This is a genomic window from Planococcus beigongshangi (assembly GCF_016820495.1).
GTDB lineage: Bacteria > Bacillota > Bacilli > Bacillales_A > Planococcaceae > Planococcus > Planococcus beigongshangi.
The window spans coordinates 223474-244087 of sequence record NZ_JADHDU010000004.1 but is presented as its reverse complement, the minus strand read 5'-3'; the positions used below and the strand labels follow the sequence as shown (position 1 = coordinate 244087).

The window sequence follows — 20614 nt, the reverse complement described above, 5'->3', positions numbered from 1 at the left end:
AATCTTTATATTACATAGGAGGTCAACATGGACAAAAATTTATGGAAAAATCCTGTTTTTATTGTTTCGACAGCAGTGATTTTGCTGTTAGTGCTGCTTGGGGCGCTCGCAAATGAGCAGTTTACGAATGCAGCCAACACGCTTTTCAGCTTCACGACCAGTAATTTCGGCTGGTTCTACCTGCTGGCTGTATTCATCATTACCCTCTTTCTCATTTTTATATCCATCAGCAAATACGGAAGTATCCGCCTCGGGGCCGATTCTGATCGCCCGGAGTTCCCATTCTTCACTTGGATCGGCATGCTGTTTTCAGCCGGTTTCGGTGCAGGGCTCGTGTTCTGGGGAGTAGCCGAACCGATGAGCCACTTCTTCACTACCCCCTTCGGCAATGAAGCACAAACTCCGGAAGCCGCGCGCATTGCGATGGGTTACTCATTTTTCCATTGGGGCGTCAGCCAGTGGTCGGTTTTCGCGATCGTCGGTCTGATCATCGGTTTCCTGCAGTTCCGCAAGAAAAAATCCGGATTGGTATCAACCGCCCTTGAACCCGTAGTCGGTTCGAGGCCTGTGATCAAGCACTCGATCGATTCCCTGGCAGTTATTGCGACAGTCATGGGTATCGCTACATCCCTTGGACTCGGGGTCCTTCAGATGAACGGCGGATTGAATGCTGTTTTCGGCATCGAAAATTCGTTTACGATCCAATTGATCATCATCGGCGTCATGTTCGCCGCTTATACGTTATCGTCATCTACCGGCCTACATAAAGGTATTGCATATCTCAGTAATTTAAACCTCGGCTTAGCTTTAGTATTGATGGTCTTCGTCTTTATCGCAGGGCCGACAGTCTTCATCATGGAAACGTTCACGCTTGCACTTGGTGACTATCTAACAAATTTCATCCAGTACAGCTTGCGGATGCAGCCTTATGCTGACGGCCAATGGGTGAGTGACTGGACGATTTTCTACTGGGCATGGGCAATCGCCTGGTCCCCGTTCGTCGGCGCCTTTGTCGCCCGCGTTTCCCGCGGCCGCACCATCCGTGAATTCGTAATGGGCGTTCTTGTCATCCCGCCGGCCATCGCTTGTGTATGGATTGCCGTATTCGGCGGAACTGCGCTGTTCTATGATTTGAATAATGGAGCCGGCATCGCAGAAGCAGTCGATAACGACTTGACTTCCGCGTTATTCCAGACTTTTGATGTGCTGCCATTGTCGACTATCATGTCTATCGCAGCCATCCTATTGATCTTCACATTCCTGGTCACTTCCGCTGACTCCGCTACTTATATCCTGGCGAGTATGACTAGCTTCGGCAGCCTGAATCCGCCGACGGCCTTCAAAATCATTTGGGGTGTGCTGATGTCCGCGATCGCTGCAGTCCTGCTGTTTGCAGGTGGACTCGAGGCGCTGCAGACTGCCTCACTCATCTCGGCATTGCCATTTACCGTCCTGCTCCTGATGATGGTGTGGGCGTTCGTTAAAATCATACGAACTGAAACACCGCCAATCCGCAAGTCAGATTTGCGCCAGTTCAAAAAAATGGAACGTGAAGCACGTAAAGATCAACGGAAATAAAACAAAAGCACAACCCTTCCATTACGGAAGGGTTGTGCTTTTTCTTATTGCTTATTTATCTTCTTTGATCAAACGCAACGTTTCATCGAATTCTGTTTCGATCTCTGCATTCGGTTTATAGGTGACAAGACTTACTAACCACGCAACCAACAGACAGAGGATGAATCCTGGAATGATTTCATAGACACTGCCGAAAAATTCCTGATTCGGCGTTGGAACTGCCCCTTCCTCGACCTTGCCAAGCAGATCCCAGATGATGACAGTTACGGCACCTACGATCATGCCTGCCAGTGCGCCCATACTCGTAAGCTTGCGCCAGAATAATGCCAAGAGGATCAGTGGACCGAATGCCGCACCGAATCCTGCCCATGCGTAAGCAACCAGATCAAGGATCGTCTGATTTTTTTCCCATGCCAGCCAAGCAGCGACAACCGCGACCAATAGAACGCCCGCACGGCCAAGATTTACAACGACGGCATCGGAAACTTTCTTTTTAAAAGCAATTTTATAGAGATCTTCCACCAACGCCGAAGAACTAACCAGCAATTGAGACGAAATCGTGCTCATGATGGCGGCCAGTACAGCAGCCAACATTAAGCCGGCGATAAATGGATGGAACAGTATCTGTCCAAGCGTGATAAAGATCGCTTCTGAATCTGTCAGTGATGCACTTGGATTCTGCTGGAAATAAGCAATCCCTACAAGAGCTGTAGCAGTGGCACCCAGAAGGCTTAGGATCATCCAGCCGATGCCGATGCGACGGGCCTGCCGGACTTCTTTCAAAGTCTTAATGGCCATAAAACGGACGATGATGTGAGGCTGTCCGAAATATCCCAGCCCCCATGCCACAGCCGAAATGATGCCGATCGCCGAAGCACCCGTAGTGAAGTTCAGTAAAGCCGGATCAACCGAACGGATGCTATCAGCAGTTTCACCGAATCCTCCGGTAACGAAAACGCCGACCGTCGGCACAGCGATCAGCGCCAGGAACATCATGACACCCTGTACAAAATCCGTATAGCTGACGGCCAGGAATCCGCCGAACAAAGTGTACGCTACAACCACTCCAGCCACGACGAGCATACCTGTTTGATAACTCATATTGAATGAGCTTTCAAAGAATACTCCTCCTGCCACCATTCCTGAAGACACATAGAACGTAAAAAAGATCAAAATGATAATTCCGGAAACAATTCGTAATAACCGTGAAGAATCTCTCAAGCGATTTTCTAAAAAGCTGGGAATTGTAATCGAATCTTTTGTGACAAGTGAATAGACGCGCAGACGCGGAGCCACGAAGAACCAGTTCAAATAGGCTCCGATCGTCAATCCGATGGCGATCCAGACTTCCACCAGACCGTTAAGATATATAATTCCTGGAAGCCCCATTAATAACCAGCCTGACATGTCGGATGCCCCTGCACTAAGTGCGGCTACGCCTGGTCCAAGACCGCGTCCCCCGAGCATGTAATCGGATAAATTGACGGTTTTTCGATATGCATAAAAACCAATGCCTAACATAGCGATGAGGTAAATTATTAGCGCAATGATTTGATAAGTTAAATCTGACATCTAATCTCCCCCTTCTTCAACATTGTAACATTCTAAGTCTTTAATACCAGTAATTTTTTGTTTCGCATGCTAATAAAAGGGGGAATTGAGAGTCAAGGAGGCGATGACAGTGCCATGGAATAAAGATGATTATCCGGATTCATTTAAAAATCTGAACACTGATGTACGCAACAAAGCTATTGAAATCGCCAACGCTCTGCTGCGCGATGGCTATGAAGAGGGCCGTGCGATTCCGATTGCCTTGGATCGTGCAAAATCCAGCGTCCACGGCGACGAAGAAAAGCTGATCTACGAAATCCGTTCCCACGATGAAGGATGGCAATTGAAGAAAAAAGACAGCAAGAAAGCGATCCTGATCGAGGAGACAAAAGAAGAGCTGATGGATGATGCCAAACGCTACGTCAACAAACATAACGGCGAACTCCACATCTACACAGAAGAAGGTAAATTAGAAGATACATTATACGAATGACACAGGAAAACCGGCGAAGAAGCAGAATCCCCCTCTTCGCCGGCTTTTGCCGTTTATTTGAACCAGCCTTTTTCCTTGAAGCGCGAAATGGCTTCAATCCGGTTGCCGACATCCAGTTTGTCGAGGATCACCGAGATATAATTTCGTACAGTGCCGGATGTGATGAACATCTCCTTAGCGATTTCGCTGGTGCTTTTCCCCTGCGCAATCAGCTCCATTACTTGCTTCTCCCTTTCTGTCAGCGGATTATCCGCTTCATAGGCAAGGTCCACAAGTTCAGGCGCATAGATGCGGCGGCCGCTCATGATACTCCGGATCGAAGAGGCGAGATCCTCACTCGGACTGTCTTTCAGCAAATAGCCGCTGACGCCTGCGTTGCGTGCCCGCTCAAAATAGCCGGCCCGTGCGAATGTCGTCAGGATGATCACTTTACATGGATGATCTTTCAGCTGCTCTGCTGCATCGAGGCCGCTTTTCAGCGGCATCTCTATATCCATGATGCAAATATCCGGATTCAGCTGTTCAACAAGTTCAATCGCCTCCTGGCCGTTCGGCGCCATGCCGACAACTTCCAGATCTTCCTCCAGATCAAGCAAGGAGCCCAAAGCTCCAAGCATCATACGCTGATCTTCAGCCAAAACTATTCGAATCATGCCATCTCCCCCTTGGAATTATGAAGTATTACGTTAGGCACCCGGATATTCAACGTCATTCCGTCCGATCCTTTGATATCTGCAGAGCCATTGATGAACTCAAGCCGTTCCCTCATGCCGGCCAAACCATTTCCCTGCATGAAGCCTCCTGTCTCAGGCAAGCCGATGCCATCATCCTGCACCTGCACCAGAACTTCCTGCGGCGTCTGTTTGATGAGGATGGTACACCTTGTGGCATGGCTGTGCTTGACGACATTATTGACCGCCTCTTTCAGGCACATGCTCAGGACATTCTCCACCAGCAGAGGCGTATTTTTCAGTTTCGGGCTACCGTACATCACAAAATCGATTTCGCCTGCCTTCAGGATCTGTTGCACCCGCAGCAATTCATCTTCCAGTTTCGTTCCGCGCATATCCGACACCAATTCACGCACTTCCTTTAAAGCCGTGCGGGCAGTCTGCCTGACATCATTGATTTCATTCAATGCAGCTTCCGGATCACGGTACAGCAATTTGCTGGAAAGATCACTTTTCAGGCCGATCAGCGACAGTTTCTGGCCGAGCGTATCGTGAAGGTCCCGCGCAATCCGTTCTCTTTCTTCTATTATAACCAATTGCGAAATCCGCTTGTTTGCATCTTCCAGCTGGCCTTCCAATTTTTCGCGTTTATTGCGGTTAAAGGTGTTGAACGGCAAAAGAATGACGCCGAGAACCGTCAGTACGATAAACGGCAGCTGGGACAGGAACAGATTACTATGAAAAACGATGCCGAGAGCCACCGTTGCGATGGTCGTTCCGATATGAATGCCGTAAACGATATAAAAGCCGACCTTATTGCGTATATTGCCAATGAAGAAAGCAAGGAAAATGGCCAAATAAACGTAGCCGAAAAGGTAGGTCAAGATGATATTGATGGCCATCTCGATGCTTACCCAGAGATAGACGAATCCCGTCCGTGAATTGACGGACAAACGGTATGCCAAAAAGAACAGCCCCAAAAGGGCGATACCGATGCCGATTTCCACCAGCGATGAAGACCGGAAGATGAAGAAGAAAGGTAAAATAACAAAGATGAGCCATGCATACAGGCTGAGCCATGGGTTTTTCGGGAATAATTGATACCAGCTTCGCATAAGCTCCTCCTCGTTAACGCTATTATTATCAATCATACCAAACTCTCTGCAAAAGAAAAAACCATTCCGCCGGGGAATGGTTTTTCTGCTTTTCGATGTCGCTTTTCTTAGTCTTGTGCAGTAGTCTTTGAATCCTGCAGCAAGTGCTTAATGTCACCGAATGTGACGAAGGTTTTATTTTTTGCATCATATACTTTATAGCGCAATGATTTAAGGCTCGATTTAATCGTGATTGTAGTTGCCTGCTGAAGAGGCGGAGTGGATTCATGCGCTTTTTCCAAGTTATAGTTCGGAACGCGCGGGCTCAAGTGATGCACATGGTGGAAACCGATGTTCCCTGTGACCCATTGCAGAACTTTCGGAAGCTGGTAATACGAACTTCCTTCTACAGCCGCTTTCACATAATCCCATTCGCTTTCATCTTCAAAATAAGAATCTTCGAATGTATGCTGTACATAGAACAACCAGATACCAAGTGCTCCAGCGATGAACATCGTTGTGCCCTGGACAATCAGGAATGCCTGCCAGCCGATCGCCCAAATAAGAAGCGAGTAGATAACGACAAGAGAGATATTGATCAAATACGTATTGTTGCGTTCTTTCTTACGTGCATCTTTCCGGTTGAAACGGCTTGAGATCAGTACAAGGAATAATGGTCCAAGACCGAACATGACCAGCGGATTGCGGTACATGCGGTATTTGAAGCGTTCCCACTTCGATGCTTCCACATATTCTTCGATCGTCATGACCCAGATGTCACCGACGCCGCGTTTATCAAGGTTTCCGCTTGAAGCGTGGTGGATCGAATGCTCGCGTTTCCATTTTTCATAAGCGAATAATGTCATGATCCCAGTAATTGTCCCGACTACGGCATTCGCTTTCTTGTCTTTAAAGAAAGAACCATGTGTGCAATCGTGGAAAATGATGAAGGTACGGATTACAAAAGCTGCAGCTACTGCAGATAATGCAATGGTAAGCCAAATCGAAACGTCCAATGCCTGGTAAGCCAGAAACCATGCAATGATAAATGGTGGAATGGTATTCACCAATTGCCGTACACTTGCTCTTACATCAGAGCCTTCAAAAGGTTTCACGAATTTGCGCAATTGTGCTGTTTTCTCTTTACTCATGATCTTCCTCCTTATTCGGACATCCTGTGTCCGGATAACTTATTAATCTAAGAATATACAAAAAAACACCTACGAATAAGTCATAAACGCACGGATTCATACATGACACTTGTCATGTATTTTAAAAAAATCCTTTACCCCTTGCCTGGACAGGATGAAAATGAAATTCTTCCCATTGCCGGTTCCTGGTGTATAATTGAAATAATCAGACATTTCGAAAGAGAGGTGGATGTCATAATCGGGTTTATCGCTGTAGTCATGGTTTTTTCTATCCCCCTCGCGGCCATCATCACATCGCATCTGGAAACACAGACCAAGCTGAAGCATAAGATGATTGAAAGCGAAATAGAACTCGAGCGGCTGAAGCATGAAAACTTTGTCATCGAGACGCAGAAAATGCGTTTGGAGCTGGAACAGATGAAACTGGAAGATATAAAAAGAGAACAGAAATTTTTATCGAAATAACAGCGCAAGCGCCCGGTAAGCCTGGCATAAGCAGGTTCAGCGAAGCAGCGCTCTTTGCTGAGCCTGCTGATCTTTTTTCTTATCCAAAACTAAAAAGCAAAGCCGATTTCAGCTTTGCTCTTCATCATTCAGGCTGCCGGCAAGTGTACGGCAGTTTTTTTACGGGGATTTTGGGATTTGTGCGCGGGAGAGCTATCGTTGTGCGCGGGAGAACCTCGTTTGTGCTCAACTTAGCAATAATCCCTCATTCCAATAAAAAACACCTTCATTAAGAAGGTGTTTTTTCCTCTATTATGCCAGAATTTCTCGCTCCAGTTCTTTCATTCCGTAGAAATAGCCTTTCTGCTCCAGCAATTCCTCATATGTCCCCTGTTCAATCAACCGTCCGTTTTCCATTACAAGGATCTGGTCCATGGCGTGAAGCCCTGATAAATCATGGCTGATGATGATGAAAGTGCCGCCGGGATAGTTGCGGAACAGCCGCTCATAAATAAGTTGTCCTGTAGCAGAATCGACGGAAGACACCGGTTCATCCAGCAGCCACAACTCGCCTGCCTTCAAAATGGCTCTAGCGATTGCAAGCCGCTGCCTTTCCCCTCCGGAGAGGTTCTGCCCTTTTTCTTCAACTTCCATGTCGAGAGAAAAATCAGCCAGCTCCACTTTCTGCAGCGCTTCGGTCAATTGAGCGTCATCTGCCGCTGAGTCGGCTAATTGCAGATTGCTTCGGATCGTTCCGTAGAAAAAGTGATTTTCCTGCAGCACCACGTTCATCCGGCTCCAGATGCTTTCCTGTGAAAACTCTACAGAATCGCGGCCGTTAAAGGTGATTTCTCCTTCGCCAGCCGGAAGCACATCCATCAATACGGATAATAATGTGGATTTTCCGGACCCGCTCGCTCCCACAATGGCGGTTTTACTGCCGGCAGGCAGATTCAGCGAAATGCCGTCCAATGCCGGGCGCTGTTCATCCGGAAATGTATAACTGAGATTTCGCACTGAAATGGACAGCGGGTCCGCCGGAAGTTCCCCAGTTTTCTTATGACGAGGCGCCTCTCCCACAACTTCTTCGAGCCTGGCAGCCGCTTTCCGGCTTTCTTCGAAATGGCCAGGGAAAGCCGCCATCGGGGCGATGTTTTCAAAGACTCCAAACGAAATCATCACGAGCATCGCCAGGAATAAACCATCCAGTTCTCCGGCAGCCGTAAAGTACGCACCCATCGCCAGAATGGCCAGTGAAATCAGGAACGCCACCAGTGCATTAATCGACTGGCTGTAAACTTCTTCTTTTCCTTCCTTACGCTGTTCTTCATTATAGGAATCGATCAATGCCGTCAATTGCTGCTCTTTGCCTGTCAGCTGACGGTATATTTTCAAATCGCGGAATCCATACAGGAATTCAGTCGCTTCCGCTGACAGTGCACCGCGGCTTTCGCGGATGCGCCAGTCATTGCGGCGTCTTCTCCAGGCAAAATATGCCGGCACCGCAACTGTAGTCAAAAGGAATCCGGCTGCCAGTAAAATGGCGGTTTGGATTGAAAAATAAAGGGTGAAAAGAATGGTTCCGGTAAATACCAGCAAAAGCACCACTGGCGGATAGAATACGCGCAGCAAAAAATTCTGCAGACTTTCAACATCACCGATGATCCGCGACAGTAAATCTCCACTTCTGTATTTTCCGTAAAGCTCCGGTGCTACAGGTGACAATCTTTCAAAGAACGATACCCTCAAGTTACCCAGCATGGTAAACGTCGCCCGGTGCGAGAACAGCCGCTCCGAATAACGGCTGAGTGCCGATGCGAGGCCGAATAATTTCAAACAGGCGCCGATCACGATCAAAACCGTCAATTGGCCAGTCAATGCCGCTTTGGAAATCAAATAACCGCTCGAAGCCAGAAGTGCCACGCTTGCTAAACCCGCAAGCATACCGAAGATGATTGCAAGCGTGACATCTTTTTTCTCGCGCAAGGTCAATTTCAGAATTTGTGATAATCCATTCAACGCAGTGCACCTCCCTGCTGAAGCGGCAATAGGTTCCGATAAGTTTCATAATCTGAAGCGAGCTCCTCATGCGTGCCCACTGCGGCCACTTTTCCTTTTTCGAGATAAATAATCTGATCAGAATTACGGATGGTATGCAATCTATGGGCGACCGTAATGACTGTCGCGTAACGTGAGAGTTCTGCGATGGATTGCTGCAGAATCTGCTCCGTCTTAAGATCCAAGCCGGTCGTCGGCTCATCGAACAGGACGACAGCCGGCTTTTTCAAAAAAGCACGCGCAAGTGCAATGCGCTGCTTCTCACCGCCGGACAGACCGCGGCCACCTTCACCCACCTGTGTCCGGTAACCAGCCGGCAAAGATTCGATCAGTTGGGCAAGTCCAGCTTTCATAGCCGCTCTTTCGATTTCTTCCTCACTCGGCACCCCGGTGACACCGATGGCTATATTCTCGCTTATGGTTCCAGCAAAGAGATAAGGTGACTGGGAAATATAGCTTATGTGGCCAAACCAGGACGATTCGCTGATCTCTTCCCGGTTTTTTCCTTCTATTAGAATACGTCCTTCTTTCACCGGCAATAAACCAGCGATAATATGCAAAAGCGTCGTTTTGCCCGAGCCACTTTTCCCGATGATGGCTATTTTTTTGCCAGCTTCTATATCGAATGAAATCTGCTGCAGGGCAAAATTCCGATTATAGGAAAAACCCACATCTTCAAGACGGATATGGGGAATCCGATTTTCCGCCAATTCCGTTTCGCCCCATTTTACCGGTGTCCTTTCTTTCGAAAACTCTTCATCCAGCAATTGCGCCGCAGACAGGCTGCCCCGGGCACTATGGAATGCACTCCCGAAATCCTTCAGCATCATAAAGAAGTCCGGAACAAGGATCATGATGAAGAAAGCGCTGAAAAAGCTGAGGTTATCAAAAACAACCAGACGCAGACCGACTTCAAGAGCAATGATCCCGATACTGAGCATCGATATATATTCAAGGGTCAAAGAAGAAAGAAATGCAGATTTTAGCACGTCCATCGTTGATTCGCGGAAATCCTTACTGCTCTTCTCGATTTTCTCTTTTTGCTTATCGCTTTGCCCAAACAGGCGCAGTGTCGTCAAACCTTGCAGAATATCCAAAAAAGTGCCGGAAAACCGGTTCAGCTGATCCACCTTCTCATCAGCCTTCTCTTTTGTCCGTTTACCGACGATGGCCATGAAGACAGGGATGAACGGCGCAGTCAGCAACAGGATAAGGCCCGTCGTCCAATTCTGCGAGACAATCGCCACTAGAAGAAGCAGAGGGATGACATAACTTTGCATCAATTGCGGAATGTATTTACTGAAAAAACCATCCGTTTCGTCCACGGCATCCATCAGCAAACCGACTTTTTGCCCGGACGGGCTTTCGGCAGAAGACAATAATGGGTCTTCCTTAAACGAATTGACCAATTTCAGGCGCAATTCTTTCTTCACATCCGCTGCCATATTGACACCGGTCCTGCCGATCAGATAGCTCGATGCTGAACGGATGATGATTGTTGCTACAAGCGCATACAGATACGGCACAATCTCTGCAAAACTCTTATCCTGTATAAAAACCCCATCTACTGCGAGAACGAAAAATACTGCCTGGCCGATCATCGATATCCCTTTCAGGACAGACATCGCGATCAGCAGGCTCATTGCTTTTTTCCGTTCGAAAGCGAGTCTTTTCAAGTCTTTCATGAAGCATTCCTCTCCATTCATATACTTCCATTATAAAGCATGGAACTCTAAAATCCGTTCCGTGCGCCTGTCTGAAACCCTATAATCGATGAGATTGTTACAGCCCTGTTAACTTTCCGATTCCAAATTATTTCCCGGGAAATAATCTTTTTACGCATAAAAAAACCCATAAGCTATTCTCCGCTTACAGGTCCTTCATTTTTCCCTATAATTGCTTGGATGTTCTTCTGCGATGCCGATGACTGTTTGCAATAAAGAAATATCCTCTCTAATTTGCTGCCTCATTGAGAGGTTCGTGCATTTTCGATATTCATGGCGTAGTTTATCCAGCTCGTATACGAAAACGACTTTTTCCTCTTCTTTAACCAATTTGGCCACCTCATAGGATTGTAATTTAATAGTTGCGCACCCTTTTACCCATATATAATGATAAAATTATATAACAAATAGTATAAAATAGCTACCTTTTTCTGAATTTTCATATTACGAGAATCAACACTGAATATAAAAGCACACCGAGAGCAAATGATGAGAAGCTGCTTTCGCGGTCTTCCGGCAATTCCTCTTTCAAAACGTTCAAGATAATCCCTCCGGCAAGCAATGCGACGAGAAACGATACAATAAGGTCGGATAATTCCGTAGCAATGCCGACGAGCCATCCGATGACCACGGCTGCTGTTAAAAGCCATCTGCCGTATCGGTCGTAATCTTTTTCATGCAAGTTGCTCAAAGCATTATCATTCGCAATGAAATGAAGGCCCATTGCCGCAAAATAAAAAAAGGTGCCCCAACTGCCGGGGGAATGCTCCTGTACCAGCAAATACCCGATCAATGAGTTATATAAAATGAACGACCCGATATGAATCCAAAATACACCGGCTTCCGTTCCGGCTTTTTTTTCATCCCTCTTCTTCGCTTTCACGACCATCACTTCAAGCCCATAAAATAAGCCGAGCCCCAACATTGCGACTACGTAAATATGGCTTTCGATAAAAGCCCATACGCCGCCATTCAATTCCCCTTCCAATTCACTTTGGAAATGTGCGAGTTCAGGAAGCAGATACAAAAACACATAAGCGACCGAAATTCCGCCTGCCAATGACAAAAAGCGGCTTCTCGGCACGCCATTCAGAAACTTCATCTTTTTCGAATATAAATGGATAAGTACAAACCCGATAATATAAATAAGAGTAGTCCAAACCAATCCCATCGCTCCGTTCGTTTCAACAATAAATAAAGCTGGCCCGCTTTGCCCTGTCCACCCGTTCATTGCCCGCCGCAATATCGCCTCCAGCCTATAAATTTGACCTCACTTTACCACTGTCCCCTCTCGCCTCTCCAATTAAACAAATATCCACTCTTCGACACAAATACCGAAGGCGCTGCAACGGATCACAGCGCCTCTTCTCCAGTTCAAGTTCAATTCCATCAAAACAGTGTTTCCTTTAAGCCTTGCTAGTGCCAGCCAGTTCAGCGGACTGTTCGCGTAATTTGAATTTCTGGATCTTTCCTGAAGCCGTCATCGGGTATTCTTTCGTGAATTCAAAATACCGCGGAATTTTATGACGGGATATTTTGCCCGTACAATACGTTCGCAGCTCCTCCGCACCGAGCTGTTCCCCTTCTTTCAGAATGATCCAGGCCATCAATTCCTCGCCGTATTTCGGATCCGGCACCCCTACCACCTGAACATCCTGGATCGCAGGATGACTGTATAGAAATTCCTCGATTTCCCGCGGATAAATATTCTCGCCTCCGCGGATCACCATATCTTTGATGCGGCCCGTAATTGCGATATAGCCATCTTCATCTTCCACCGCAATATCGCCAGTATGCAGCCAGCCTTCGGAATCGATTGCGTTTCGGGTCGCTTCCTCATTTTTATAATAACCTTTCATGATATGGTAGCCCCGGGTGCACAACTCTCCCGGGACACCGGATGCGGCGGTTTCACCGGTTGCCGGATCAATGATTTTCACTTCAACCTCCGCATGCGGTTTACCGACCGTCGAAACGCGTTTTTCGATTGCATCATCCGCACGGGTCTGCGTGATGACCGGTGAAGATTCAGTCTGTCCGTATGCGATCGTAATCTCTGTTGCGCCCATATCACTGATCACTTTCTTCATCACTTCAATCGGACACGGCGAGCCTGCCATGATACCGGTACGGAGAGTGGATGTGTCGAATGATGCAAAATCGGGATGATTCAATTCTGCAATGAACATTGTCGGCACACCGTGCAAACCGGTGCATTTCTCGTCCTGCACCATCTGCAGCACACGCTTCGGTTCGAATTGTTCAGCGATGACCATCGTCGTCGAATGCGTCACCGCCGCCATCGTCCCAAGCACACAGCCGAAACAATGGAAAAAAGGCACCGGAATGCACAAACGGTCCTGCTCCGTCAGGTTCATCGTATCCCCTACAAGTTTCCCGTTATTGACGACATTGAGATGCGTCAGCATGACCCCTTTCGGAAACCCTGTGGTGCCGGATGTATATTGAATATTGATGACGTCGTCCGGATCCATCGAATGGAAGCGCTCTTCGAGTTGCTCATCTGATACCCTTTCTGCAAAGGATTCAAATTCGCTCCATTTGTAGATGCCAGAGTAACTGTTTTCACCCATGACGATCACGCGTTTAAACCGCGGCAAGTTATCACTCCGGATATCGCCCTTTTCGGAGTCTTTCAGCTCTGGGCATACTGTATTAATAATATCGATATAATTATTCCCTTTGAATTCTTCTCCTAAGATCAGCGTCGCCGCATCCGATTGCTTCAGCAGGTACTCCAGTTCACTCGACTGATAGCTCGTATTCACTGTCACCAGCACGCCACCCATTTTCCCTGTGGCAAACTGGCTCAGCAGCCATTCGCGCTTATTGTCGGACCAGATGGCAATATGCTCGCCTTTTTCTATGCCGATGCCCATAAAAGCCTTGGCGAGCCTGTCTGTTTCCTCATCAAATTCCTTATACGTCCTGCGGATGCCATGCTCCGGGTAAACGTAGGCTTCTGTCGTCGGATGCAGAGCAGCCCGCTCGCGCACCATTTCCCCTACCGTCTGTTTTAAAATCGCCATTAGAATCCCCCCATGATGTAAGCGTTTTCCATTCCCATATTATATTATCATAAAATTCCGATTAATTTAATTTTCAAATAGGTTTTCTGTAAAACAGCTCTCTCCCTCAAGGCACCGAATCCATGATAAACTTGTCTTATTACGGATCAGGAAAGGAAATACCATGGAATTACAAGAAATGCACCGACAATTAATGGCACGCCTCACGAACAGAGGACTGGTGTCAGCGACAATCAGTCAGCCCCGCCAGAAATCGGGTGACTTGAAACGCGTCAGATTAAAACCGGTCGAAATAAAGAATATCTATCATATACAATTCGAATACCAGCATGAACATGTGCTGAAGCATAAGAACCTGACGGTGGAGGAAGCGGCTGCGGAATTAGCGGAGTTATTCGCGGAGTTCCGCCAGGGCCTGTTTCAATTCAATGAAGAGAAAGTCCAGATCCAGCTCTCCAAGAAATTAAAGGTGAGCTGGAAAACGGAACAAACAGAAAAGAAACAGGCGCAGCTGTCCCATAACCGAAAAAAGCGATATCTGCTGGAAGAGGGTGTTCCTTACCCGTTTCTCGTCCGCCTTGGCGTGCAGAATCCGGATGGCAGCGTCAAAAAACAGAAATACGATAAATTCCGCCAGATCAATCGCTTCATCGAGTTCATCGATGATTCGCTGGTTCACCTGCCAAAAGACCGGACCGTCCGCATCCTCGATTTCGGCTCAGGGAAATCGTATCTGACTTTTGCTCTCTATCATTACCTGCGCATCGAAAAAGGCCTCGATCTCCGGGTGACCGGCCTCGATTTGAAAAAAGAAGTGATTGAGGAATGCCGCGGCATCGCAGAAGATCTGGGCTATGAGCAATTGGAGTTTCTGGTCGGGGATATCAATGAATACAACGAGGAATCCGCAGTCGACATGGTCGTAACGCTGCATGCGTGCGACGTGGCGACCGATATGGCTTTATCGCGTGCGGTTAAATGGAATGCGAAAGTCATTCTCAGCGTCCCTTGCTGCCAAAGTGAATTGAACCATCAGATCAATTCGCCGGAACTCGGCATCATGCTGCAGCATGGACTGATCAAAGAACGGTTCAGCGCTCTTGCGACAGATTCCATCCGCGCTGAACTGCTGTCGCTTGTCGGATATGAAACACAATTGATGGAATTCATCGATATGGAGCATACGCCGAAGAATATTTTGATCCGCGCATACAAAACCGGGCGGAAACCCGAAGCCGGACAGCTGGAGCGCTACCGCCAGTTCACTGGCCTATTGTCTGCAAAACCATTTCTTGAAAATGAATTAAAGGAGCTATTATGAAAAGAATCCACATCGTCAACGGCATCATTTTAGCGTTTTCCGTCATACTGGTGCGCTACATCGATGTCCATGTCTATGATATGCACATCATCCTCAACCTGCTGGTCCTGGTCGGCCTGATTGTCGGCGGGATGAAAGTCGCCGAACGCTTTCCTGCACTCGATTACGATGTCAGCAGAAAAGTCGGAATGGTGATCAATACGATTGTCGTACTCACTATTTTCCTGGCGTTTTTCATTTTGGAATTAGGATAATAAAAGAAGCATCCTCCATTTTATGAGGGATGCTTCTTTTATTTGATTACGGAGAGTTTTCGTTCGGCTTTTTCTCCGCCTGTTCCCGGATCACTTCCATTACATACTCTTCGACCGGCTCCAGTGTGAATTCCAGGCGGCTCGTCTCCAAATTATTTTTGAGGTAATCCAATTGATGGTCCTCGACGGATTCCGACTGCAGATTGAGGGTGCTGTTGACGTAGAGCATCCCTTCGTTGGTCGCCATCGGACTCTCGACGCCGTCTTCCCTTTTACGTGCTTCCGCCCTTTCAAGGCCGTAGATCAATCCCTCGTCTTCAAGTTCCTTGACGGCTTTTCTGTACCGCTCTTCCCCTACCGCTTCGGACAGCCGTTCATCGAGTTTTTTGACGTCTTCCAGCGTGGCCCCTTTAAAATACTGGGCATAGTATGCGATCAATATCTGCTCTTTATCCAGTAATTCCTTCATTGTGATTCCTCCCAGATAAAAACTGTATACCTCCCTATTCCCGTTTTAAGGATGCATTAGACATTTATTTGGAATTTGTGTTGCAATTAACATTACAGCGGTGTACTATTTGATTAATACAGTAAGACAAGGAGATGGCACGATGAACCAATTGCGCGGATTGATGATGAAAGATTGGACGATTATCAAAGGCTATATGCTGCTGGCATTTTTGCTGGATATCGTTATCCCACTGGGAGCAGCTTCCCTGTACCGGACTGAATTCTATGAGGGACTCCTGGTCTTTTGCGGAACAATGATGGCGCTGCATATACTGCTGCCGATTATTTTGCTCTCCATCCTTTTTACAAAAGAGATGGACCATCCGGATATCTTTTTCCATTCCACTGCTTCCATCCATAAAATCAATGCCAGTAAATTCGGGATCGCTTTTTTTGTCACATGCCTGTCATTGCTCTGGATGAGTATCCTGACATTTGCATTTACGCTTATTGCACCTGAAGTATTTGATATGGATGAATTGCTCCTCTTTGGAGCTGCTTTCATTGCTGGAATATTATTCTTCTCGGTATTCGTCTCCATCATTTACTATTTTTACTTGACCATGTTCTATACAATGAAACCGAAAATCGGGGGCTTTGCATACATCGTCTCCATCGGGCTGTTCATCTTCGGCCTTGAAATGTGGGACCGTATTGCAGCAACTGAATTATACGCGGCAATTACAGGTTTCTGGGTCATCCAGGTGAGCGAATCCGACTTGCTGACCCGCCTGTCCTACGGGTTGATGGTCTCTTTCGGGGAGCCGCCGACGATTCAAATGGGACAGCTGCTGATCAGTTTGCTGTTATTGTCGGGTCTCTACCTGCTGTCAGCACGATGGTTCGAAAAGAAAGTGAGGGCTTGAGATGGGGCTCGATTTCGAAAAGGATAAGCCGATTTATCAGCAACTGATCGACCTGCTGTCGGGGGATATTATCCGGGGACACAGAAAACCGGGCGATAAATTGCCTTCTGTCCGTGAATATGCGATTGAGGTCGGGGTCAACGCCAATACAGTGCAACGCGTTTACAAGGAGATGGAAGCGATGGAACTTACAGAAACCAGGCGTGGCCAAGGTTCATTCATTACTGACAACGAAGATCGCTTAAATATGCTGCGAGACAGCAAAAAAACCGATTTGGTGAAATCTTTTATCGCCGATGTCGAAGCCTACGGTTTTTCGAAAGATGAAATCGTGGAACTTGTCAGGAGGGAAATCCAATGATCGAATTGAGCAATGTCAAAAAATCATTCGGCTCCGCTAAGGCGCTGCAGGGTGTTAACCTCAAACTAGAAACCGGAAAAATCATCGGGATTGCCGGTGAAAATGGCAGCGGGAAATCCACCTTGCTGAAATCCCTTGCAGGGGTCAGCCCGATTGACCGCGGATCGATCCTTGTCGACGGTGATCCTGTGTCACGGAAGCATGCCGGCCGAATCGCCTATCTTCCCGATACCGATTTGTTCTACCCCTATTTCACCGTCAAACAATTACTTGCGTATTACAATAGCCAGTTCGCCGATTTCAATGAAGCGAAGGCGAAAGAGGTATTGGATTTCCTGGAAGTCCCGCTTGCCTCAAAGATGAAAAATCTTTCCAAAGGGATGCGTGGACGTGCTAAAATGGCAGCAACATTAGGTCGGGAAAGCCGTTATTATTTAATGGACGAACCCTTTTCCGGACTCGATCCGATGGTGCGGGGAGACTTGGTCAAAGGCCTGATCCGGTTTACGGACCTGGAGCGCCAGACTTTGATCCTGTCGACGCATGAAATCCGGGAAGTGGAAGTGCTGCTCGATGAATTGGTCCTGTTGAAAAACGGCCAGGTCCTGGCTCATAGGCAATTGGATGAAATCCGCAGCGAAACCGGAATGGATACGGTGGAATGGATGACAAAAGAAACGAAAGCAGGTGCTTGAAGATGTCTGAACAGGCGTTGGTGCAGATCAGGAATTTATCAAAGACGATCGGCAATAAAAGGATCATCAAGAATCTGAATCTCGACTTGTACAAAGGGCAGATTACCGGCTTCCTCGGACCGAATGGCGCCGGTAAAACCACGACGATCCGGATGATGGTCGGCTTGATGAAGCCGACGGAAGGCGATGTAATCATCGATGGACAGTCAGTAACGAACCATTTCGAGGACAGCATCGAGAAAGTCGGCGTAATTGTTGAAAATCCCGAATTGTATAAATACATGTCGGGTTACAAGAACCTGCTTCACTTTTCAAGAATGCATAAAGGCATCCCGAAGAAACGGATCGACGAAGTGGTACAGCAGGTCGGCATGAAAAACCGCATCAACGAAAAAGTGGGTTCCTACTCACTTGGCATGCGCCAGCGGCTTGGTTTGGCCCAAGCACTTCTTCACAATCCAAAATTCCTGATTCTGGACGAACCAACCAATGGGCTGGACCCCGCAGGAATTCGGGAATTCCGCCTGTATTTGCAGAAAATCGCCCGTGAGAACGGTGTCGCCGTATTTGTTTCCAGTCATTTATTGTCTGAAATTGAACTGTTGTGCGACCGGATCGCCATTATTCAAAACGGTGAATTGATCGATATAAAGAACGTCAAAGAGCTGCAGCTGTCCCGATTCCTTTTCAAAGTCGAACCGCTGGCGGAAGCAGAAGAGATATTGGCGGGCATCGGCTTCCCGGTTTCCCGCCATGACGATGGATTGATCGTGGAAACAGAAGCGGAACACGTACCCGGTGCTGTCAAAATCCTGGTGAATGCGAATATCTCGATTTTCGCCGTGCAGCCGTTCAAAGCGACACTGGAAGATCAATTCCTTGAAATGACAGGAGGCGGAGACATTGCTCAAGCTCATACAAAATGAATGGATGAAATTATGGAGCCGTAAATCCTCCTGGATCATGCTGATTTTGCTGGTCCTGATTCTATTTGGCACTGCCGCGATCACCAAATGGGTGAACACCGCCATGCCGGTCGAAAATCCGGAAACCTGGCAGCAGGTCGAGACCAATGAAATGCTCTACAACCAGAGCATGCTCGAAAATCCTGAGCTCGATCAAGTCCAGCGCGACTATTTCGAAGGAGAAATAGCGATTTCCGAGCACCGTTTGGAAAATGATCTGCCGCCTTATGAATACACAAGTATGCAGCAAGGTGTCATCGAATCACATTTCATGATCTCAATCGTCACATTGTTCACAGTCATAGTCGCCGGTGGCATTGTAGCGGCTGAATTTTCACAGGGAACCATCAAGATGCTGCTGACACGTCCCGTCAAACGCTGGAAGATCCTGACTTCCAAATATCTTGCTGCCATGATCTATGCGGTGCTGCTGACAATTGTGCTGTTCATCTCCACCGCAATGGCCGGACTGATTTTCTTCGGCATCGGTGAAGGAACCTTCCTCACCTGGAACGGCTCCGAAGTTGCCGAAGGGTCCTTCTGGCTCGAAGGCCTCAAGATGCTCGCTTTGAGTTTCGCGGGCGTCTGGATCATCGGCACTTTCGCATTTATGCTGGGCACCGTATTCCGTTCCAGCTCGCTTGCGATCGGCTTGTCGATCTTCCTGATGTTTACAGGGATTCAATTGGTATTCCTGTTGGCGGACTATGAAATCGTCAAATACTACTTGTTTACACACACCGACCTGACACAGTATTACACTGGCTTTTTACCGGTCGAAGGCATCACGATGACCATGTCGGTGATCGTACTGATGGTCTACTTTGTGATTTTCATGGCCGTCAGCTACCTTACTTTCGGGAAAAGGGATGTTACGGCTTAATAAAGAAAAGCGACAGCGAAGAGCTGGACAAATGTAATTTGCGTCATCTCTATGCGACGAAGCTGGCGAAGCGATGCAGGAGCAACTTTTATTCCACAGCAGCTGGGCTGGCTTATGACCCGAAGACCTGGGCCGCTGGAGTCTGGACACAGAACCCCTTTTTCAAAGTATTTTCAGACTATAAATTTAGCCGCGCAGGCAGCAGTTGCCTGCGCGGCTTTTTTGGGTTGAATTGGCGAGTTGATCGTATTTTAGTGGAAGTTGATCGTATTCGGGCCCAAGTTGATCGTATTTTAAAAATGGCCTGAAAACTCCAGGCCATTTCCTCATCAATATGCAATACCCACACGGCTGCCGATAAATTCCGAACTCTCCAGCTGCCGATAAGCGAATTCGGCGGTATCACCGGTGCTGATTTCTTTGCCATCCTCTGGCAGGTAATCCTTCTCCACACGGTAAGCGCCTTTCGCTTCACCATCCGGCAAATAGGTCGGACAGATAATCGTCCAGTCGAGACCGGATTCCGCGAGCATGCGAAAAGCTTTGTCATGCTGTTCTGCTGCAAATGTCAGTTTCCGGTTGGAGTCTCCGCCCTGATAACGCAGCTTCCCTTCTTCCAGGCGGCTGTCCAGGATCCCGGCTGTGCCGATCGTGATGATCCGATTGATGCCGTGGCGTTTCATCGACTCGATAATATAGGGCATCGCGTCTGTCAGCGTCGTCGTTTTATCGGTTCCGAGCGCACTGATGACCACATCCGCCCCTGCAATAGAACGCTCTATATCTTTGCTGTTTCTGACATTGCCGAATATCGTCTCAAGATCAGGATGCGTGTCGAGTTTCGGTGAACGCTGCAGCGCGGTCACTTTATGGCCGTCAGCCAGCGCCCGTTTCAAGATTTCGCTTCCGACTCTTCCGGTTGCTCCGAATAACGTCAGTTTCATC

At 47.7% G+C, this 20614-nt stretch carries 21 protein-coding genes; 10 read left to right on the top strand and 11 right to left on the bottom strand.

What is annotated here, in order from left to right; genetic code table 11:
- Positions 1 to 27 precede the first annotated feature (27 nt).
- A complete protein-coding gene (locus tag IQ294_RS11270) occupies positions 28 to 1578 on the top strand; it encodes a BCCT family transporter (RefSeq protein WP_203334131.1) in 1551 nt (516 codons plus the stop codon).
- 51 nt (positions 1579 to 1629) lie between these two features.
- Here IQ294_RS11270 and putP read toward each other — a convergent pair whose 3' ends face one another.
- Positions 1630 to 3150: a sodium/proline symporter PutP gene (gene putP / locus IQ294_RS11265; protein WP_203334130.1), complete on the bottom strand. Its 1521-nt coding sequence runs from the start codon at positions 3148 to 3150 to the stop codon at positions 1630 to 1632.
- A gap of 109 nt (positions 3151 to 3259) precedes the next feature.
- On the opposite strand from putP, the gene IQ294_RS11260 reads away from it, so the two are divergent.
- A complete protein-coding gene (locus tag IQ294_RS11260; RefSeq protein ID WP_203334129.1) occupies positions 3260 to 3622 on the top strand; it encodes a DUF2188 domain-containing protein in 363 nt (120 codons plus the stop codon).
- 53 nt (positions 3623 to 3675) lie between these two features.
- Here the strand turns inward: IQ294_RS11260 and IQ294_RS11255 are convergent, their stop codons facing one another.
- The 3 genes from IQ294_RS11255 to desA all read right to left on the bottom strand — a co-directional run bounded on the left by IQ294_RS11255 (position 3676) and on the right by desA (position 6538).
- Positions 3676 to 4275: a response regulator transcription factor gene (locus IQ294_RS11255; RefSeq protein WP_203334128.1), complete on the bottom strand. Its 600-nt coding sequence runs from the start codon at positions 4273 to 4275 to the stop codon at positions 3676 to 3678.
- A complete protein-coding gene (locus IQ294_RS11250; RefSeq protein WP_203334127.1) occupies positions 4272 to 5408 on the bottom strand; it encodes a sensor histidine kinase in 1137 nt (378 codons plus the stop codon). The genes IQ294_RS11255 and IQ294_RS11250 overlap by 4 nt, the downstream gene beginning before the upstream one ends.
- A gap of 107 nt (positions 5409 to 5515) precedes the next feature.
- Positions 5516 to 6538, bottom strand: coding sequence for a Delta(5) desaturase DesA (gene desA, locus IQ294_RS11245; RefSeq protein WP_203334126.1), 1023 nt, complete (start codon positions 6536 to 6538; stop codon positions 5516 to 5518).
- A gap of 102 nt (positions 6539 to 6640) precedes the next feature.
- Between desA and IQ294_RS16515 the strand changes: the two genes are divergently transcribed.
- Positions 6641 to 7003, top strand: a complete 363-nt coding sequence (locus tag IQ294_RS16515) for a hypothetical protein (protein WP_432419956.1) — start codon at positions 6641 to 6643, stop codon at positions 7001 to 7003.
- 291 nt (positions 7004 to 7294) lie between these two features.
- Here the strand turns inward: IQ294_RS16515 and cydC are convergent, their stop codons facing one another.
- From cydC to IQ294_RS11215, 5 genes are all read right to left on the bottom strand, one after another.
- Positions 7295 to 9001 carry a thiol reductant ABC exporter subunit CydC gene (cydC, locus tag IQ294_RS11235; RefSeq protein WP_203334125.1) on the bottom strand — a complete coding sequence of 569 codons (1707 nt, stop codon included), beginning with the start codon at positions 8999 to 9001 and terminating at the stop codon, positions 7295 to 7297.
- Positions 8998 to 10725, bottom strand: a complete 1728-nt coding sequence (cydD, locus tag IQ294_RS11230; protein ID WP_203334124.1) for a thiol reductant ABC exporter subunit CydD — start codon at positions 10723 to 10725, stop codon at positions 8998 to 9000. The genes cydC and cydD overlap by 4 nt, the downstream gene beginning before the upstream one ends.
- Before the next feature lie 195 nt (positions 10726 to 10920).
- Positions 10921 to 11094, bottom strand: a complete 174-nt coding sequence (locus tag IQ294_RS11225) for a hypothetical protein (RefSeq protein ID WP_203334123.1) — start codon at positions 11092 to 11094, stop codon at positions 10921 to 10923.
- A gap of 109 nt (positions 11095 to 11203) precedes the next feature.
- The gene (locus IQ294_RS11220) at positions 11204 to 11995 is read right to left on the bottom strand and encodes a hypothetical protein (RefSeq protein ID WP_238942787.1); all 792 of its coding nucleotides are present in this window, start codon (positions 11993 to 11995) and stop codon (positions 11204 to 11206) included.
- 175 nt (positions 11996 to 12170) lie between these two features.
- Positions 12171 to 13814, bottom strand: a complete 1644-nt coding sequence (locus tag IQ294_RS11215; protein WP_203334122.1) for an AMP-binding protein — start codon at positions 13812 to 13814, stop codon at positions 12171 to 12173.
- Between the two features lie 163 nt (positions 13815 to 13977).
- On the opposite strand from IQ294_RS11215, the gene IQ294_RS11210 reads away from it, so the two are divergent.
- Together IQ294_RS11210 and IQ294_RS11205 are read left to right on the top strand one after the other, a co-directional pair.
- Positions 13978 to 15135 (top strand): class I SAM-dependent methyltransferase, encoded by a 1158-nt coding sequence (locus tag IQ294_RS11210; RefSeq protein WP_203334121.1) that lies wholly within the window; start codon positions 13978 to 13980, stop codon positions 15133 to 15135.
- Entirely contained in the window at positions 15132 to 15389 is a 258-nt protein-coding gene (locus IQ294_RS11205) for a hypothetical protein (RefSeq protein WP_203334120.1), read from the top strand. Before IQ294_RS11210 ends, IQ294_RS11205 begins: the two co-directional genes overlap by 4 nt.
- Before the next feature lie 46 nt (positions 15390 to 15435).
- Here the strand turns inward: IQ294_RS11205 and IQ294_RS11200 are convergent, their stop codons facing one another.
- Complete coding sequence (locus IQ294_RS11200) at positions 15436 to 15858, bottom strand: hypothetical protein (protein WP_203334119.1); 423 nt, start codon at positions 15856 to 15858, stop codon at positions 15436 to 15438.
- 142 nt (positions 15859 to 16000) lie between these two features.
- Between IQ294_RS11200 and IQ294_RS11195 the strand changes: the two genes are divergently transcribed.
- Genes IQ294_RS11195 through IQ294_RS11175 form a run of 5 tightly spaced genes read left to right on the top strand, consistent with a single transcriptional unit; the run spans position 16001 to position 19669 of the window.
- Positions 16001 to 16765, top strand: coding sequence for a hypothetical protein (locus tag IQ294_RS11195; protein WP_203334118.1), 765 nt, complete (start codon positions 16001 to 16003; stop codon positions 16763 to 16765).
- A gap of 1 nt (position 16766) precedes the next feature.
- The gene (locus IQ294_RS11190) at positions 16767 to 17126 is read left to right on the top strand and encodes a GntR family transcriptional regulator (protein WP_203334117.1); all 360 of its coding nucleotides are present in this window, start codon (positions 16767 to 16769) and stop codon (positions 17124 to 17126) included.
- Positions 17123 to 17821, top strand: a complete 699-nt coding sequence (locus IQ294_RS11185) for an ATP-binding cassette domain-containing protein (RefSeq protein ID WP_203334116.1) — start codon at positions 17123 to 17125, stop codon at positions 17819 to 17821. Before IQ294_RS11190 ends, IQ294_RS11185 begins: the two co-directional genes overlap by 4 nt.
- 2 nt (positions 17822 to 17823) lie before the next feature.
- Positions 17824 to 18747 (top strand): ABC transporter ATP-binding protein, encoded by a 924-nt coding sequence (locus tag IQ294_RS11180; protein ID WP_203334115.1) that lies wholly within the window; start codon positions 17824 to 17826, stop codon positions 18745 to 18747.
- Positions 18725 to 19669 carry an ABC transporter permease gene (locus IQ294_RS11175; RefSeq protein WP_203334114.1) on the top strand — a complete coding sequence of 315 codons (945 nt, stop codon included), beginning with the start codon at positions 18725 to 18727 and terminating at the stop codon, positions 19667 to 19669. Before IQ294_RS11180 ends, IQ294_RS11175 begins: the two co-directional genes overlap by 23 nt.
- 329 nt (positions 19670 to 19998) lie before the next feature.
- Here the strand turns inward: IQ294_RS11175 and IQ294_RS11170 are convergent, their stop codons facing one another.
- Positions 19999 to 20613, bottom strand: coding sequence for an NAD(P)-dependent oxidoreductase (locus tag IQ294_RS11170; protein ID WP_203334113.1), 615 nt, complete (start codon positions 20611 to 20613; stop codon positions 19999 to 20001).
- Between the last annotated feature and the right edge of the window lies 1 nt (position 20614).

Excerpts from the sequence above, each read along its gene's own strand:
- IQ294_RS11170 (WP_203334113.1), bottom strand. The coding sequence starts at position 20,613 with ATGAAACTGACGTTATTCGGAGCAACCGGAAGAGTCGGAAGCGAAATC.
- IQ294_RS11200 (WP_203334119.1), bottom strand. The coding sequence starts at position 15,858 with ATGAAGGAATTACTGGATAAAGAGCAGATATTGATCGCATACTATGCC.
- IQ294_RS11250 (WP_203334127.1), bottom strand. The coding sequence starts at position 5,408 with ATGCGAAGCTGGTATCAATTATTCCCGAAAAACCCATGGCTCAGCCTG.
- IQ294_RS11190 (WP_203334117.1), top strand. The coding sequence starts at position 16,767 with ATGGGGCTCGATTTCGAAAAGGATAAGCCGATTTATCAGCAACTGATC.
- IQ294_RS11220 (WP_238942787.1), bottom strand. The coding sequence starts at position 11,995 with ATGAACGGGTGGACAGGGCAAAGCGGGCCAGCTTTATTTATTGTTGAA.
- IQ294_RS11270 (WP_203334131.1), top strand. The coding sequence starts at position 28 with ATGGACAAAAATTTATGGAAAAATCCTGTTTTTATTGTTTCGACAGCA.
- IQ294_RS16515 (WP_432419956.1), top strand. The coding sequence starts at position 6,641 with ATGACACTTGTCATGTATTTTAAAAAAATCCTTTACCCCTTGCCTGGA.
- IQ294_RS11180 (WP_203334115.1), top strand. The coding sequence starts at position 17,824 with ATGTCTGAACAGGCGTTGGTGCAGATCAGGAATTTATCAAAGACGATC.
- putP (WP_203334130.1), bottom strand. The coding sequence starts at position 3,150 with ATGTCAGATTTAACTTATCAAATCATTGCGCTAATAATTTACCTCATC.
- IQ294_RS11205 (WP_203334120.1), top strand. The coding sequence starts at position 15,132 with ATGAAAAGAATCCACATCGTCAACGGCATCATTTTAGCGTTTTCCGTC.
- desA (WP_203334126.1), bottom strand. The coding sequence starts at position 6,538 with ATGAGTAAAGAGAAAACAGCACAATTGCGCAAATTCGTGAAACCTTTT.
- IQ294_RS11255 (WP_203334128.1), bottom strand. The coding sequence starts at position 4,275 with ATGATTCGAATAGTTTTGGCTGAAGATCAGCGTATGATGCTTGGAGCT.
- IQ294_RS11210 (WP_203334121.1), top strand. The coding sequence starts at position 13,978 with ATGGAATTACAAGAAATGCACCGACAATTAATGGCACGCCTCACGAAC.
- IQ294_RS11185 (WP_203334116.1), top strand. The coding sequence starts at position 17,123 with ATGATCGAATTGAGCAATGTCAAAAAATCATTCGGCTCCGCTAAGGCG.
- IQ294_RS11195 (WP_203334118.1), top strand. The coding sequence starts at position 16,001 with ATGAACCAATTGCGCGGATTGATGATGAAAGATTGGACGATTATCAAA.
- IQ294_RS11215 (WP_203334122.1), bottom strand. The coding sequence starts at position 13,814 with ATGGCGATTTTAAAACAGACGGTAGGGGAAATGGTGCGCGAGCGGGCT.
- cydD (WP_203334124.1), bottom strand. The coding sequence starts at position 10,725 with ATGAAAGACTTGAAAAGACTCGCTTTCGAACGGAAAAAAGCAATGAGC.